This window comes from Thalassospira sp. MBR-102 (assembly GCF_040549275.1).
GTDB lineage: Bacteria > Pseudomonadota > Alphaproteobacteria > Rhodospirillales > Thalassospiraceae > Thalassospira > Thalassospira xiamenensis.
Genome location: NZ_JBEPTC010000007.1, coordinates 126,001 through 140,538, shown reverse-complemented (window position 1 = coordinate 140,538; position 14,538 = coordinate 126,001). Strand labels below are relative to the sequence as shown.

At 54.1% G+C, this 14,538-nt stretch carries 15 protein-coding genes; 5 read left to right on the top strand and 10 right to left on the bottom strand.

Annotated elements, in window-relative coordinates:
• Positions 1-30 precede the first annotated feature (30 nt).
• The 6 genes from acpS to folK all read right to left on the bottom strand — a co-directional run bounded on the left by acpS (position 31) and on the right by folK (position 5,276).
• The gene (gene acpS / locus ABIE64_RS13610; protein WP_007089492.1) at positions 31-426 is read right to left on the bottom strand and encodes a holo-ACP synthase; all 396 of its coding nucleotides are present in this window, start codon (positions 424-426) and stop codon (positions 31-33) included.
• Positions 426-1,172: a pyridoxine 5'-phosphate synthase gene (locus tag ABIE64_RS13605; protein ID WP_007089491.1), complete on the bottom strand. Its 747-nt coding sequence runs from the start codon at positions 1,170-1,172 to the stop codon at positions 426-428. The genes acpS and ABIE64_RS13605 overlap by 1 nt, the downstream gene beginning before the upstream one ends.
• Positions 1,169-1,831, bottom strand: a complete 663-nt coding sequence (locus ABIE64_RS13600; protein ID WP_223305105.1) for a DUF2062 domain-containing protein — start codon at positions 1,829-1,831, stop codon at positions 1,169-1,171. The genes ABIE64_RS13605 and ABIE64_RS13600 overlap by 4 nt, the downstream gene beginning before the upstream one ends.
• 179 nt (positions 1,832-2,010) lie before the next feature.
• Positions 2,011-4,152 (bottom strand): RelA/SpoT family protein, encoded by a 2,142-nt coding sequence (locus ABIE64_RS13595; protein WP_037991234.1) that lies wholly within the window; start codon positions 4,150-4,152, stop codon positions 2,011-2,013.
• Between the two features lie 141 nt (positions 4,153-4,293).
• Positions 4,294-4,632 (bottom strand): DNA-directed RNA polymerase subunit omega, encoded by a 339-nt coding sequence (gene rpoZ, locus ABIE64_RS13590; protein WP_007089488.1) that lies wholly within the window; start codon positions 4,630-4,632, stop codon positions 4,294-4,296.
• Between the two features lie 116 nt (positions 4,633-4,748).
• On the bottom strand, positions 4,749-5,276 hold the full coding sequence (gene folK, locus ABIE64_RS13585) for a 2-amino-4-hydroxy-6-hydroxymethyldihydropteridine diphosphokinase (RefSeq protein ID WP_037991235.1): 528 nt from the start codon (positions 5,274-5,276) through the stop codon (positions 4,749-4,751).
• Between the two features lie 191 nt (positions 5,277-5,467).
• Between folK and ABIE64_RS13580 the strand changes: the two genes are divergently transcribed.
• From ABIE64_RS13580 to recQ, 3 genes are all read left to right on the top strand, one after another.
• Positions 5,468-6,076, top strand: a complete 609-nt coding sequence (locus tag ABIE64_RS13580; protein ID WP_007089486.1) for a LabA-like NYN domain-containing protein — start codon at positions 5,468-5,470, stop codon at positions 6,074-6,076.
• Between the two features lie 65 nt (positions 6,077-6,141).
• The gene (locus ABIE64_RS13575; RefSeq protein WP_354377707.1) at positions 6,142-6,783 is read left to right on the top strand and encodes a uracil-DNA glycosylase; all 642 of its coding nucleotides are present in this window, start codon (positions 6,142-6,144) and stop codon (positions 6,781-6,783) included.
• Between the two features lies 1 nt (position 6,784).
• The gene (gene recQ / locus ABIE64_RS13570; RefSeq protein ID WP_354377706.1) at positions 6,785-8,635 is read left to right on the top strand and encodes a DNA helicase RecQ; all 1,851 of its coding nucleotides are present in this window, start codon (positions 6,785-6,787) and stop codon (positions 8,633-8,635) included.
• 12 nt (positions 8,636-8,647) lie between these two features.
• Here the strand turns inward: recQ and ABIE64_RS13565 are convergent, their stop codons facing one another.
• The 4 genes from ABIE64_RS13565 to dapA form a co-directional block, all read right to left on the bottom strand.
• Positions 8,648-9,148, bottom strand: a complete 501-nt coding sequence (locus ABIE64_RS13565; RefSeq protein ID WP_139328143.1) for a glutathione peroxidase — start codon at positions 9,146-9,148, stop codon at positions 8,648-8,650.
• Positions 9,149-9,236: 88 nt separating this feature from the next.
• On the bottom strand, positions 9,237-9,896 hold the full coding sequence (locus ABIE64_RS13560) for a sulfite oxidase-like oxidoreductase (RefSeq protein ID WP_354377705.1): 660 nt from the start codon (positions 9,894-9,896) through the stop codon (positions 9,237-9,239).
• A gap of 119 nt (positions 9,897-10,015) precedes the next feature.
• Positions 10,016-10,492: an SsrA-binding protein SmpB gene (gene smpB, locus ABIE64_RS13555; protein WP_007089481.1), complete on the bottom strand. Its 477-nt coding sequence runs from the start codon at positions 10,490-10,492 to the stop codon at positions 10,016-10,018.
• Between the two features lie 30 nt (positions 10,493-10,522).
• Positions 10,523-11,401, bottom strand: a complete 879-nt coding sequence (dapA, locus tag ABIE64_RS13550; protein ID WP_007089480.1) for a 4-hydroxy-tetrahydrodipicolinate synthase — start codon at positions 11,399-11,401, stop codon at positions 10,523-10,525.
• Between the two features lie 209 nt (positions 11,402-11,610).
• On the opposite strand from dapA, the gene ABIE64_RS13545 reads away from it, so the two are divergent.
• Positions 11,611-13,653 (top strand): lytic transglycosylase domain-containing protein, encoded by a 2,043-nt coding sequence (locus ABIE64_RS13545; RefSeq protein ID WP_341364075.1) that lies wholly within the window; start codon positions 11,611-11,613, stop codon positions 13,651-13,653.
• A 107-nt stretch (positions 13,654-13,760) separates the two neighbouring features.
• Positions 13,761-14,459, top strand: a complete 699-nt coding sequence (locus tag ABIE64_RS13540) for a haloacid dehalogenase type II (protein WP_037991247.1) — start codon at positions 13,761-13,763, stop codon at positions 14,457-14,459.
• Positions 14,460-14,538: the final 79 nt, after the last annotated feature.

Sequence of the window (14,538 nt, the reverse complement as noted above, 5' to 3'; positions counted from 1 at the left end):
TCAGTATTTAAACCAATCACTTTTTGCCAATCAATCGGCCGAAATTACAACGACCGCATTCGCCAGCGGGTATTCGTCTGTCAGCGTTACATAAACTGATGCAACTTTTCCCTCTGGCGTCAATTCTTCAAGTCTTTTCAGCGCCCCGTCAATCAGGACCATGTCGGGTTTGCCGCTCGGCTGGTGCACAACACCCATCGTGCTGTGATACACGCCACGACGAAACCCCGTACCCAGCGCCTTGGAACAGGCTTCCTTTGCCGCAAAGGACATCGCCAGTGACGACGCCGTGCGGTGCGGGCGACGTTTGGCACGCGCGATCTCGACGTCGGTGAAAACACGGTTCATGAAACGCTCGCCATGGCGTTCCAGCGCGGTTTCAATCCGCCGGATATCACACAGATCGGTGCCAATGCCAATAATCATTATTGGTCGCCACTTTCCTGACGTGCCTCGTCCATCAACCGGCGCATTTCCGCGATACTGTTTTCAAGCCCGGTGAAGACGGCCTCGCCGATCAGAAAATGCCCGATATTGAGTTCGGCAATCTCGGGCATCGCCGCAATTGGCGAAACGGTATCAAAGCCAAGCCCATGCCCGGCATGAACTTCAAGGCCGATACTTGCACCATAACGCACGGCATCCCTAATGCGGTCCAGTTCGCGCGCCTGTGCGGCACCGGTTGCTTCGCAATAGGCACCCGTATGGATTTCGACAACAGGCGCGCCAAGATGTCTGGCCGCATCGAGCTGCGCCTTCGATGCTTCGATAAACAGCGATACCCGAATACCGGCAGCCCCCAGTTCGGCAACATATCTTTTCAGGTGATTGTGACCGCCCGCCGCATCCAGCCCGCCTTCCGTCGTGCGTTCTTCACGCTTCTCCGGAACAATGCAGGCGGCATGGGGTTTTGCCGCAATCGCAATGGCCAGCATTTCATCGGTTGCCGCCATTTCAAAATTCAGCGGAAGATCAATTTCCGCACGCAACCGCTTGATATCATTATCGGAAATATGGCGACGATCTTCGCGCAAATGGGCCGTAATACCGTCAGCGCCGGCCTTTGCGGCCAGTTTGGCAGCCCGGACCGGATCGGGATGCGCCCCACCCCGTGCGTTACGGATCGTGGCAACGTGATCGATATTCACACCCAGTCTTAATTTCGCACTCATTGCGTTTCGTCCTGCTTTTTGGTGGCACTGGCCGCTGCCGAACCGATTTTCTTTTTGGCACTTTCAAGCATCGGTCCAAGACCGTGGCGTTCGGATGTTTTCATCCGGCGCAGAATGCGATTGTGACGATAGATGACCACTGCCCGACGTACCGGGAAGTAAAACAGCATCCAGACGACAAGTGAAGTGGGAACACACCCGACCATCATCGGCCAGATAATATCGACGATACTGTCCCACAACTGGCCAAGCCGGGCCTGATCGACCGTATCCCAGTGACCGAAAATCAGGCCACCACCGATATAGCTTAATCCCATGACCACAAAATCCCAAAGGACCGCCATGTTGAAATGCACGGTATCCGCGGCACGATCAACGCCAAGGATCCAGTTCCCGCACGTATATAACCACAGCCATATGAAGGGGAATGTCCAGGGATTGCCGACAATGGTGCCAAGCAATGACGCCACCAGATTGCTGCGCGTCAGCATGCTGAACAATGCCGAAAGGACAAAATGGAAGCCGATAAACGGGGTAAAGGATATTGCCGCCCCAATGGCAAAGCCCGAAGCAATGCTATAGGGCGTCCCCGGAAGTCGCGCGACCCGATGGGCGAAATATCGCGAAGACCTACGCCAGCCGCCGCGCGGCCAAAGCACATTTCTTATGCGTTGAAAAGATGTCGGTTTGATACGGCGCCGGAACATGCAGGATCAATTCATAGGCCAAACGGGACAGGCATAAAACAGGTGTGGCATATGCGTAAGTGTTAGCCGCCCGAATGGCAAGGGTTTTGCGCCCGATTTGACCAAAAGGCGAACTCCTTCAAAATCCTGTTTCATCCGCGTGCACGCTCGACGGTGTTGACCACAGGTGTCGCGCGCAGTGCCGCGATAATGTTGGTCAGATGTTTGACGTCAACCACATCAATATCGATCAGCATTTCAAAGAAATCCTGCGTGCGGTTGGTGAAGCGAAGGTTGGTGATGTTGCCGTGGTTCTTGGCAATCACACTGGTAATGGAACTTAATGCCCCCTGTTCATGGCCAACCGTAAGGCCAAGGCGGCCGATGAAATGTTCTGGTTCACCGTCATTATCCCAGCCGACATCAAGCCAGCGTTCCGGCTGTTCGGTAAAGGTTTCAAGCGTATCGCAATCAATCGTGTGAATGGTAACGCCCTTGCCTGTCGTGACGATCCCGACAATGCGGTCCCCCGGCAGCGGATGGCAGCAACCGGCATAATGCACGGCCATTCCCGGTATCAGCCCCTTAAGCGGTATGGCGTGATCATGCTTGCGGTTTCGCGCACGCTCATGCGGGATCACTTTCCGGGCGGTTTCGACGTCCTTTGAGCCAGGGAACACCGCATGCACGACTTCCCGACCGGTATGATGTCCCGCACCAACAGATGCCAGAAGCGTATCAACACTCGGCATTTTGAAGATTTTCAATACGCCATCAATGGCCTTGTCGGAATAGTCATACCCTTCCTGGCGGAATGCCTTCTGCAGGATGGCTTTCCCAAGGTCCTTGTATTGTTCATCCTGTTGTTGCCGGATAAAGCGGCGAATACGCGCGCGCGCCTTGCCTGTAACAACGAAGCGCTCCCATGTCGGATTCGGGGTCTGCGCCTTCGAGGTGACAATTTCGATCTGATCGCCATTGTTCAGCGTCGTGCGCAACGGCACCATCGCGCCGTTGACCTTCGCCCCGACACAGGTGTCGCCGATATGGGTGTGGATCATGTATGCGAAATCGACCGGCGTCGCGCCAGCAGGCAGGGCAATCACATCACCCTTGGGGCTGAAACAGAATACCTGATCCTGGAACATCGCCAGCTTGGTATGTTCCAGAAACTCTTCGGGCTCGGATGCGTGTTCAAGGATATCAAGCAGATCGCGCAGCCAGCGATACTGAACACCTTCCTTGTTTTCATCCCCACTGCCCTGCTTGTAGGCCCAGTGCGCGGCAACACCGTTCTCGTTGACCTCGTGCATCTGTCGCGTGCGGATTTGCACTTCGATGCGATGATTTTCAGGGCCAAGGACGGTGGTATGTATCGACCGGTAACCGTTGGGTTTGGGCGTTGATATGTAATCCTTGAACCGGCCCGGAATGACCTTGTAATTGGCATGCAGATAGCCAAGAACCTCATAGCATTGCGGCATGTCATCGACCAGAACGCGGAACGCCATGATGTCTGACAGCTCGCCAAACGTGATGTTCTTGCGCTGCATCTTCTGCCAGATCGAATATGGCCGTTTTTCACGTCCGTAAATATCGACCGACAGCCCCTGGCGGCTGATGACGTCTTTTAGCTCGGTAACGATGCGGTTGACGACATTGTCGTCCTTCTCGCGCAGGAATTCCAGCCGGGCGCGGATCGAATCACGTGCTTCGGGATTGATATGCTGAAAGGCAAGATCTTCAAGTTCTTCCTTGATGTCATGCATACCGATGCGTTCGGCAAGCGGTGCATAAATCTCAAGCGTTTCTGCCGCAATCCGCACCCGTTTTTCCGGCTTCGGGATGTAATGCAGCGTGCGCATGTTATGCAAACGGTCCGCAAGCTTCACCAGAAGAACACGGATGTCCTCGGACATCGCAAGCAACAGCTTGCGGAAATTCTCCGCCTGCTTTGAATCGGCAGATTTCAGTTCAATCTGCGTCAGCTTGGTCACACCATCGACCAGCTTCATGATGTTGCTGCCAAACAGCTTGGTAATTTCCTGCGGCGTTGCGTCGGTGTCTTCGATGGTGTCGTGCAGCAGCGCCGTGATGATCGTGTCGCAATCCAGCTTGTAGTTCGTCAGGATACCTGCAACTTCGATCGGATGGGAAAAGTACGGGTCGCCATTGGCACGCTTTTGCGAACCATGTTTCTGGGTCGCATAGACATATGCCCGGTTCAGCGATGTTTCGCATGCATCCGGATCATAGGCCTTAACCCGTTCCACAAGTTCGTATTGGCGCATCATTCAGTGGCTTCTCCGTATTCATCCAAAGGCCGAAATCCGGCCCTTTCATAAGATAGTACGATTTGGATAAAAAAAAGCCACGGAAGATAATCACCGTGGCTTTTCTTTTGAACTTTGCCTCAGAACAAGATTTCTTTGGCCTTATTCGTCTTCGTCAGCAGACGGAATGGTCACACCGACCGAGGCATCCTGAATTGCTTCTGCCATCAGTTTCGGACCAAAATCGTCTTCGGATTCTTCGGGTTCATCGACTTCAACATGCCGCTGCAGGCCGGAAACCATGCCATTGCGCAGATCGTCATAATCAACGGTCTGTTCTGCGATTTCACGCAAAGCGACAACCGGGTTCTTGTCGTTGTCACGATCAATGGTCAGTTCGGCACCGGCCGAGATGTTGCGTGCACGCTGAGCTGCCAGCATCACGAGCTCGAAGCGGTTCGGAATCTTTTCAACGCAATCTTCGACGGTAACGCGCGCCATAAATGTCTCCAGAAATACTTTTGGGGTGTCCAGACCGGACTTTATAGCGTCGCATTTGCTTTGTTGCAACAGCGAAGCCATCGGGATGAACAGGTTTTTAGCGGATTTTTTGCATATCAGGATTGTTTTCGGATTTCCTGATCCGTCGGAAGGTCCGATATCAGATCGTTAATCGACCGATGAAGTTGCGGATGATGCCATTCGGGCACGATATCGCGCAGCGGCAGCAGAACGAACGCCCGTTGGTGCATGCGGGGATGGGGCACCTGAATGCCGCCCTCCTCGATCAGCAGATCATCCCCGTAGGCAATCAGATCAAGATCAATCACCCGTGCTTCGTTTCTTTCGCGCCGAACGCGGCCAAATTCCGCCTCGACATGGTGAAGACGTGCCAGGAGATCATGCGCACCCAAAGCGGTTTCAAGCCGCGCAACGCCGTTGACATACCAAGGCTGATCCGAAACCGGAACCGGTGCCGTCTCGTAGAACGGGGATACGTTTGCCACAGAAATGTCGCCATCCTCGGTCAATCGTCTAAGGGCTGCTTTCAATGTATCGGCTGGTGCCCCATATTCCTCCGTAGGAAGATTGGCTCCAAAGGCGATCAGAATCACCCTGTCATTACGGGCAGTATCGTTGTTCATGGTCGACTTGCTCACGAAACTGGCTGTTGCACATCATTTGCGGGGATGCTGGCGCATAACTACGGAAGCGATCCCGTTGTGTCCACGATATTTTCGCCCTTTCTTTGTGTGCAGTTGCACGGTAAAAAAGTCGGTGTTTCCCGAATTTTGGAAACGGCATTATTAAAAAGCTATGTTTGAGGAATTTTCAGATGATTTTTTACCCGCAGGAACGCATCGGGCTGTTCATTGACGGCTCGAACCTCTATGCCGCGGCCAGGGCCCTTGGTTTCGACATAGATTACAAACGCTTACTTGATCTTTTTGCACAAAAAGGTCAACTGATCCGGGCCTTTTATTACACCGCACTGATCGAAGATCAGGAATATTCCCCCATCCGTCCGCTCGTCGACTGGCTTGACTATAACGGCTATACCATGGTCACCAAACCGACCAAGGAATTCACCGATGCCGCAGGTCGCCGCAAGATCAAAGGCAACATGGATATCGAGCTGGCAATCGACGTGATGGAAATGGCACAACATCTTGATCATGTTGTCATTTTCTCCGGCGATGGCGATTTCCGCCGCCTTGTTGACGCTGTTCAGCGCAAAGGCGTTCGTGTCACTGTTGTGTCGACCGTGAAATCAAATCCGCCAATGGTTGCCGATGAATTGCGTCGTCAGGCCGACAACTTTATCGAGCTGACGGAACTGGAAGGGACAATCGCCCGCAAGATTCAGCAGCGTCGCGAAGACGATCATCCGGATTTTGATGATCACCCGGAACATCCTGATCTGAATGAAATTGATTTCGATTAATCACCTTTTTCAACCAAACGACCGGGCGCAGCACGCATTGCGCCCGGCAAACTGTCGGACACGTCATGACCACCTATCTGCAACCCGACAGGGACTGCCTACTTTGCCCGCGCCTTGTTGAGTTCCGCCGTGCCAATCAGGCAAAGTTTCCCGATTTTCATAACGGCCCCGTCCGCCCGTTCGGCCCCCTTGACGCACGTCTGCTTGTCGTCGGTCTTGCCCCGGGGTTAAAGGGGGCGAATGCAACCGGCCGTCCTTTCACCGGTGATTATGCCGGTGATCTGCTTTACGGCACGCTCAAGAAATTCGGCTTCGCCACGGGCACCTATGCAAAGCGCCCCGACGACGGGCTTGAACTGGTTGATTGCCGGATCACCAATGCCGTCAAATGCGTACCGCCTGAAAACAAGCCGACAGGCCCCGAAGCCAATACCTGCCGCCCCTTCCTGATCAGTGAATTTGCCGCGATGAAAAACCTTTCGGCCATTCTGTGCCTTGGACAGGTGGCCCATCAGGCAATGCTGCGCACCTTTGGCCTAAAACTTTCATCCCTGAAATTCGGTCATGGGGCATCCCATCAAATGGAAAACGGGATTACACTGTTTGATAGCTATCACTGTTCGCGTTACAACACCCAGACCTATCGCCTGACGCCAGAGATGTTTGAAAACGTCTTTGTCGATATCCGCGCACATCTGGACCGTTAAATTGCCCGATACAGTACCCCTAACCGGCTTGCTCGACCGACCTGCGCAACGTCTGCCGATTGACGTCCTGCGGGACGTTTTCGGCTATGATAGCTTCCGCGGTCAGCAGGCCGAAATCATCGATCATGTGATTGCCGGAAACGATGCACTGGTCCTGATGCCGACCGGTGGCGGCAAATCTTTATGTTATCAGATCCCTGCCCTTTGTCGTTCGGGAACGGCAATTGTTGTATCGCCCCTGATTGCCTTGATGAAGGATCAGGTCGATGCGCTAAGCCAGCTTGGCGTCAAGGCGGCCTTTATCAATTCGACACTTACACCCGAAGCGGCGCGCGAAATCGAAACCCGCGCGATTGATGGCGATATCGATCTGCTTTATGTCGCCCCGGAACGGTTTGCGACGGATCGTTTTCTGAACCTGCTTGACCGGATCAGCATATCGCTATTTGCCATTGACGAAGCACACTGTGTTTCGCAATGGGGGCATGATTTCCGCCCGGAATACCGTCGGCTTGACCTTCTGCCAACGCGTTTCCCGCATGTACCGCGGGTTGCCTTGACCGCAACCGCGGACACGCCAACCCGCAAGGACATTGCCGAAAACCTGCATCTGACAAATGCGCAATGCTTCCTGACCGGCTTTGACCGCCCGAACATTACCTATCGGATCGAGACAAAGGGCAATTCAAAGCAGCGCCTTCTTTCGTTTCTGAACCGTGAGCATCCCGAAGATGCCGGGATTGTCTATTGCCTGTCGCGTCGCAAGACCGAGGATGTCGCGCAATGGCTTACCGATAACGGTCGCCCGGCCTTGCCTTATCACGCAGGTCTGACACAGGAAACAAGACAGCTTCATCAGGACAGGTTCCTGCGCGAAGACGGTCTGATCATTTGCGCCACGGTCGCCTTTGGCATGGGGATCGACAAGCCGAATGTCCGTTTTGTCGCCCATCTGAACCTGCCCAAGAGCATGGAAGCCTATTATCAGGAAACCGGCCGTGCGGGCCGCGATGGTCTGCCAGCCAATGCATGGATGAATTACGATCTATCCGATATCGTTTCCATTCGTTCCATGCTGGCATCATCCGATGCGCCCGACAGTCAGAAACGCATCGAAAGCCGCAAGCTCGATGCGCTGGTTGGCCTTGCCGAAACCACCAGATGCCGCCGACAGGTGATTTTGTCCTATTTCGGCGAAGAAGACACAAAACCCTGTGGCAATTGCGATACCTGCCTTGAACCGGTCGATACCTGGGATGCGACCGAGGCATCGCGTAAGGCACTTTCGGCGGTTTATCGTACCGGACAGCGGTTCGGTCCGGCCCACATCATCGAAGTTCTGATGGGACGCAAGACCGAAAAAATCCGTCAGAACAGCCATGATGACCTTTCGGTTTACGGTATTGGCAAGGATGTGTCACAGCCGCAATGGCGGTCGGTCTTCCGCCAGTTGCTTGCCATGGGATATCTTCAGGTCGATGTCGAGGGGCACGGTGGCGTTTACCTGACCGAAGAATCCCGCCCCGTCCTGCGCGGCGAAAAAGTCGTTGAAATGCGCAAGGACCCCGGCGAAAGCAAACGCACCATGACCAAGCGGCTGCGTGATTTCGATACCGAGTTCGAGAACGAGGAAGATCGTGATCTGTGGGAGCGCCTACGCACCCTGCGCCGCGAGCTTGCCACCAGCCAGAATGTTCCGCCTTATGTCATTTTCAGTGACAGAACCCTTTGGGAAATGGTCCGCTTCAAACCACGGACATTGCAGGATATGGCATCAATCAACGGGGTTGGCGTCAAGAAACTCGACCAGTACGGTCTTGTTTTCCTTGATGTCATGGATGGTCGGCGCTGATCGGGACCGGCATCAAGACCCTGACAGTGCTTCCTTGATTGCACTCACAACCACATCATCTTCCGGCTTGATCCGGGTGGCAAAACTGGCAACCAGATTGCCGTTCGGATCGACCAGATATTTGTGGAAATTCCATTTCGGGGCCTGATCGCTGCCAAGTTCGGCCTCCGCCCATTTAAAGAACGGATGCGCATCTTCTCCGCGAACCGACTGTTTGGTGGTCATCGGGAAATCGACATCAAAATTGACGGTACAGAAATCCTTGATTTCGCTGTCATCGGCGTATTCCTGCCCGCCGAAATCGCCCGAAGGAACCCCCAGAACAACCAGTCCGTCGGCCCGATAGTCCGACCATAGCGCCTGAAGCCCGGTATATTGCGGGGTGTAACCACACATCGACGCCGTATTGACGACCAGAACCGCCTTGCCGCGATAATCCGCAAGGTCGATTTCGCCCCCGTCAATCGACGGGAATGAAAAATCATAGGCGTTGGTCGCTTTATCGCTGGCCATGGCAGAATTTCCAATCATCAGGCAAATGAAGCCGCACAAACCGGTATTCAACAGATTCCGCATTCCGTTTCCGAAAGTTCTGGTTTTCCTAGCCATATCGCTCTTCCGTCCATGGATCGGCATTATTGTGATAGCCACGTACTTCCCAAAATCCGGGTTTGTCGGTTTTGGAAAATGTTATCTGCTTCACCCATTTTGCACTTTTCCAGAAATACAGCTTGGGGATGATCACCCGAACCGGGCCGCCATGTTCCTCGGTCAATGGTGCGTCTTCCCAATGATGGGCCAGCAACACGTCATCATCAAGAAACTGATCAATCCGAACATTGGTCGTATAGCCGTCATGGGCGGTGAAAAGCACGTGGCGGGCATCTGATGTCGGCTTTACCAGATCGGCAAGCGATAAGGCTGACACACCCTGCCAGTGATTGTCGTAGCGCGACCAGCTGGTCACGCAATGAATATCGTTTTTGGCCATAAAGGGCGGCAGATCAAGCAATTGTCCGAAATCAAGCGTGACGGGGTTTTCAACCGCACCATCAATCGTCAGGCGAAAGTCATCCGTTCCGACATGCGGCGTAATGCCAAGATCAAGCACCGGCCAGTCCTTGACCTCGCGCTGGCCGGGTGGCAGGCGATTTTCATGTGCATGATCGGCCTGCCCCGTCAAAAGACGGCCGTTTTCTGCCCATTTCTGTTTCGCTTCGATCAGCTTTTCCTTGATCTTGCCACTGAAACCATCAGCCATTCATCATCCTCCCTGACCACATCATACGAAAAATGGCGCAGTCATGTTCACCATGTCTGCTCCATTTATGCATTCTATCGCCATTGGCAAGCAATACACATGCTTGCGAGGCAGGACTATTATCCGAAATCCCGCATGATCCGGGCCTTGTCACGCTGCCAGTCACGTTCCTTGACCGCCTCGCGCTTATCAGCCTTTTTCTTGCCTTCCGCTATCGCCAGTTCAAGCTTGGCGATGCCGCGGTCATTGAAATAAAGCTTCACCGGAACAAGGGTGAACCCCTTTTTGTTCAGGGCGTCGCTCATTTTCGTGATTTCACGTTTATGCAGAAGCAACTTGCGCGGACGGCGTTCTTCATGGCCGAACGGCATCTTGCTTTGATATTCCGGAATATAGGCATTAATCAGCCAGATCTCGCCGTTCTTTTCTTCGGCATAGGATTCCTGAATGTTCCCCTTGCCGTCACGAAGCGACTTGACCTCGGTCCCGCGCAGGGCGACCCCGGCTTCAAAAGTTTCCGTCAGGAAAAAATCAAACCGGGCCCGCCTGTTTTGCGCGACGACCTTATTATTGCTGTCTTCTTTTTTCGGTGCCATTACAACAACTTGTAGGCCGAAATTAATCCCTTAGGACAAAATTCCGGCAGTGCGCAGCGCGGATTCAACGCGCTGCTTGGATTCTTCGGTAATCTCGACCATCGGCAGACGCATGTGGCTGCCGCAAAGGCCAAGAAGCTCGGCTGCATATTTGACCGGTCCCGGGCTGGTTTCGCAGAACATCGCCTTGTGAACCGGCAGAAGTCGATAATTCAACTCCTGAACCTTGGCAATGTTCCCGGCCGCCCATGCAGCGTGCAATTCCGCGCAAAGCTTCGGCGCGATGTTGGACGTGACCGAAATGCAGCCATGCCCGCCCTGCGCCAGGAACGGAACAATGGTGCCGTCTTCGCCCGACAACTGGCAGAAATCCGCCCCTGCCGCCAAACGCGTCAATGCCGGACGTTCCAGATCGCTGGTCGCGTCCTTCACACCGACGATACGCGGCAGTTTCGAAAGCTGTGCCATCGTATCAACCGACATGTCCACGACCGACCGGCCCGGAATGTTGTAGATCACGATCGGAATATCGGTCGCGTCATGAATAGCCTTGTAATGCGCATACAGGCCACGCTGACCGGGTTTATTGTAATACGGTGTTACAACAAGTGCCGCATCCGCACCGGCATTCTGGGCATGACGGGTCAGCGAAATCGCTTCGGCGGTCGAATTTGAACCCGTTCCGGCAATAACCGGGCCGCGGCCCTTGGCAACTTCAAGTGCCAGTTCGACAACGCGGTGGTGTTCCGCATGGCTCAAAGTCGGCGATTCACCCGTGGTTCCGACCGGCACAACACCGGTCGTGCCCTGTTTAAGCTGCCAATCCACAAACGACTGGAACGCTTTCTCATCGATTGCACCATCCTGTGTGAACGGTGTAATCAAAGCGGTAATCGAACCCTTAAACATCGATATCTCCAAATCTTATCGTGGATTGAAAGCGACGCGAAAATAGCGGCTGTTAAGGCATCCGGCAAGCGTCTGTATACATTAAAGCGCGCCTTGTTTGATCAAGGTTACTCTTTCGTCTTACGACCGATTGGCAATTGGCTGTTTCACTGCCATAATAAGGTTGTCTGGAGCGCATTACCTGCCGTAAGGCAAAAGGGGAATTTTAAATGGCGCATGCGTCTTTCCGCGGTGTTTCGATCTGCGCATTGGCACTTGGTATGTTCACTTTGCTGACGCCGATTGGCGATAAGGCATTGGCCGCAAGTCAGGATAAAAATATCCTGACCGAACTGCCGCCATCACCGGCGTTTTCGTCGGTTAGCCGTGCGCGGCTGAATGTTTTTCTTGATGCGCTGGAAGACGGCCGCACAAAAACATTCGAAAAACTTCTTCCCAACTTTGACGACCCGCTGCTTCAGAAAGCCAGCGAGTGGATGTGGCTGATCAGCCCGAATTCCGGTCGCAGTTTCGAAGAAATCACAAATTTCATTGATGCCAATCCGAAATGGCCCAGTCAGTCACTGCTGCGTCAGCGCGCCGAAGAAGCCATGACTGATGCCGTTCCTGACGATGTCGTTCTGGCATGGTTCAAGCGGTCCGCACCGGTTACGGCAGACGGTGCCACCCGCCAGATAAAGGCGCTTCTGGTGACCGGCGAAATTGAAGCCGCAACCACCCTCATACGCAACAGCTGGGTGAATGAAAACTTCGGCACCGGTCAGGAGAAGCGTTTTCTGGATCGATACGGCAAATATATCGATCAGGAAACCCATCAACAGCGCCTTGACCGCCTTCTGTGGGAGGGGCGTCTTGGACCGGCAAGCCGCACTGAAAAATATGTCAGCAACGATTATCTTTTGCTGGCCAAGGCACGCGCAGCCTTGCGGTCGCTCGACCCCGGTGTTGACGGCGCAATCAACCGTGTCCCCAAAAAATACCAGAACGATCCGGGCCTTATCTATGAACGCGTTCGCTGGCGCCGGATAAAGGACCGCGATCAGGAAGCGCGTGACCTGCTGCTCTCGCAGGCCAATGATCTCGCCTATATTTCAATCCGGCCGCAATACTGGTGGATTGAAAAGGCGATTCTTGCGCGCCGCGCCCTTCAGAAGGGGCATATTACCGATGCCTATCGTCTGGTTGCCAATCATGGCCAAAGTGATGCAGGCGATATCGCCGAGGCAGAATGGTTTGCCGGATGGATCGCCCTTGAATTCCTGGGCGATGCCCGCATCGCGCTGACCCATTTCCAGAACCAGTATGACGTCGTGCAATACCCGATCAGCCGTGCACGCGGGGCCTATTGGGCCGGCCGGGCCAACGATGCGATTGGGGACAAGGAAAAGGCGCGCGAATGGTACAGGCTGGCAGCCGATCACGCCCATACCTTCTATGGCCAGCTTGCCATTGACGCGCTGGGTGCCAAGCCCACCTACTCTGTTGAACAACCCGTCCCGACGGAACAGCAACGCGCCGATTTCGAATCGCAGGAACTGACACAGGTTACCCGCAAACTTGGCGAGATGGGCCTTGGCAACATCATTCGTCCGTTTGTCATGGCGCTTGTTTATGCGCATGACGAGCCGGAATATCTCGCCATGGCAACCGATCTTGCGCGCGAATATGGCCGTGCCGACCTTGCAATCATTGCCGCCAAACGCAGCATCCGGACCGGTAGCGGATATCTGGATGCCGCCTATCCCATTCATGAACAGGTACCGCTTGGTCACAATCCCGACCCCGCACTGGTCCACGCAATCATGCGCCAGGAAAGCCTGTTTAACCCCGAAGCCGTTTCGTCGGCCGGTGCACGCGGCCTGATGCAGTTGATGCCAGCAACCGCCGAACGCATGGCCAAGGACCTTGATCTTGAATACGAAACCGCGCGTCTGACGGCCGATCCGGGCTTCAATATCTCGCTGGGGCGCGAATATCTTTCGAAACTTCTGGATCGCTGGGATGGTGAAGAAATACTGACCATCGCCAGCTATAACGCCGGTCCAAGCCGCGTAAGACAGTGGATTGCAGAATATGGTGATCCACGAGACGCCGATGTTGACCCGGTCGACTGGATCGAAATGATCCCCTATAGCGAGACACGCAATTACGTCCAGCGGGTTATGGAAGGCACCTATGTCTATCGCCGACGCTTCGCACGCGACGAAATCGCAATGGGTCAGCAGGATGAAACACCCTCAAATTCCCAGTGATTTGATCCACCAACAGCGATCCGTTAGAGACAGTTGAACCGTTTGCGGTTTGCCAAAGCGAACACCATATTCGATCAAACCAAGTCCGACAGATGAGGCCAGAGCAAATGTCAGAAAATGCACTTACTTCCTGCCGCGCATTCGTTTTCGATGCCTATGGTACCCTGTTCGACGTTGGATCGGCCGTTGACCGGTTCAAGGAAACCATCGGGGATGAAGCAGACCGGCTTTCAAGTATCTGGCGCCAAAAGCAGCTTGAATATACATGGCTGCGCAGTCTGATGGGCGACTTCACTGATTTCTGGAATGTCACCGGTGACGCTCTTGATTACGCCATGGCAGCAACCGGAAAAAAAGACCCCGCCCTTCGCGCAAAACTGATGGAAACCTATCTGTCGCTTGATACTTTCCCCGAAGTTGTTGAAACCCTGAAAACACTTAAATCCCAAGGGCACAGGCTGGCGATCCTGTCGAACGGCGCCAAACATATGCTGATTTCAGCCGCAAAGGCATCCGGGATTCTGTCACTGTTTGACCAGATCATCTGTGTGGATGATATCAAAACGTATAAACCGCACCCCGATGTCTATCAGCTTGCGGTTGACCAGCTCGAATTGACGCCCGCCGAAATATCATTCCAGTCGTCTAACGGATGGGATATTGCCGGTGCCGGGCATTTCGGGTTCCGCACGGCCTGGATCAACCGGACACAGCAGCCAACAGAACGCCTGTCTCATAGCGCAGACGTGGTTTTAAAAGGTCTGGACGAGCTTCTGCCGCTGGTCGCGCAGCCGGAAAAAGCCTGAAAACCGGGCCCGCGAAGCACGCCAATTCCGATCAGACAGAATAAAGAAAACCCGGAAAAGCGATTTGCAGCTTTTCCGG

Coding starts and splice junctions, on each gene's coding strand:
- acpS (WP_007089492.1), bottom strand. CDS start 426: ATGATTATTGGCATTGGCACCGATCTGTGTGATATCCGGCGGATTGAA.
- ABIE64_RS13605 (WP_007089491.1), bottom strand. CDS start 1,172: ATGAGTGCGAAATTAAGACTGGGTGTGAATATCGATCACGTTGCCACG.
- ABIE64_RS13595 (WP_037991234.1), bottom strand. CDS start 4,152: ATGATGCGCCAATACGAACTTGTGGAACGGGTTAAGGCCTATGATCCG.
- rpoZ (WP_007089488.1), bottom strand. CDS start 4,632: ATGGCGCGCGTTACCGTCGAAGATTGCGTTGAAAAGATTCCGAACCGC.
- folK (WP_037991235.1), bottom strand. CDS start 5,276: ATGAACAACGATACTGCCCGTAATGACAGGGTGATTCTGATCGCCTTT.
- ABIE64_RS13580 (WP_007089486.1), top strand. CDS start 5,468: ATGATTTTTTACCCGCAGGAACGCATCGGGCTGTTCATTGACGGCTCG.
- ABIE64_RS13575 (WP_354377707.1), top strand. CDS start 6,142: ATGACCACCTATCTGCAACCCGACAGGGACTGCCTACTTTGCCCGCGC.
- ABIE64_RS13565 (WP_139328143.1), bottom strand. CDS start 9,148: ATGGCCAGCGATAAAGCGACCAACGCCTATGATTTTTCATTCCCGTCG.
- ABIE64_RS13560 (WP_354377705.1), bottom strand. CDS start 9,896: ATGGCTGATGGTTTCAGTGGCAAGATCAAGGAAAAGCTGATCGAAGCG.
- smpB (WP_007089481.1), bottom strand. CDS start 10,492: ATGGCACCGAAAAAAGAAGACAGCAATAATAAGGTCGTCGCGCAAAAC.
- dapA (WP_007089480.1), bottom strand. CDS start 11,401: ATGTTTAAGGGTTCGATTACCGCTTTGATTACACCGTTCACACAGGAT.
- ABIE64_RS13545 (WP_341364075.1), top strand. CDS start 11,611: ATGGCGCATGCGTCTTTCCGCGGTGTTTCGATCTGCGCATTGGCACTT.
- ABIE64_RS13540 (WP_037991247.1), top strand. CDS start 13,761: ATGTCAGAAAATGCACTTACTTCCTGCCGCGCATTCGTTTTCGATGCC.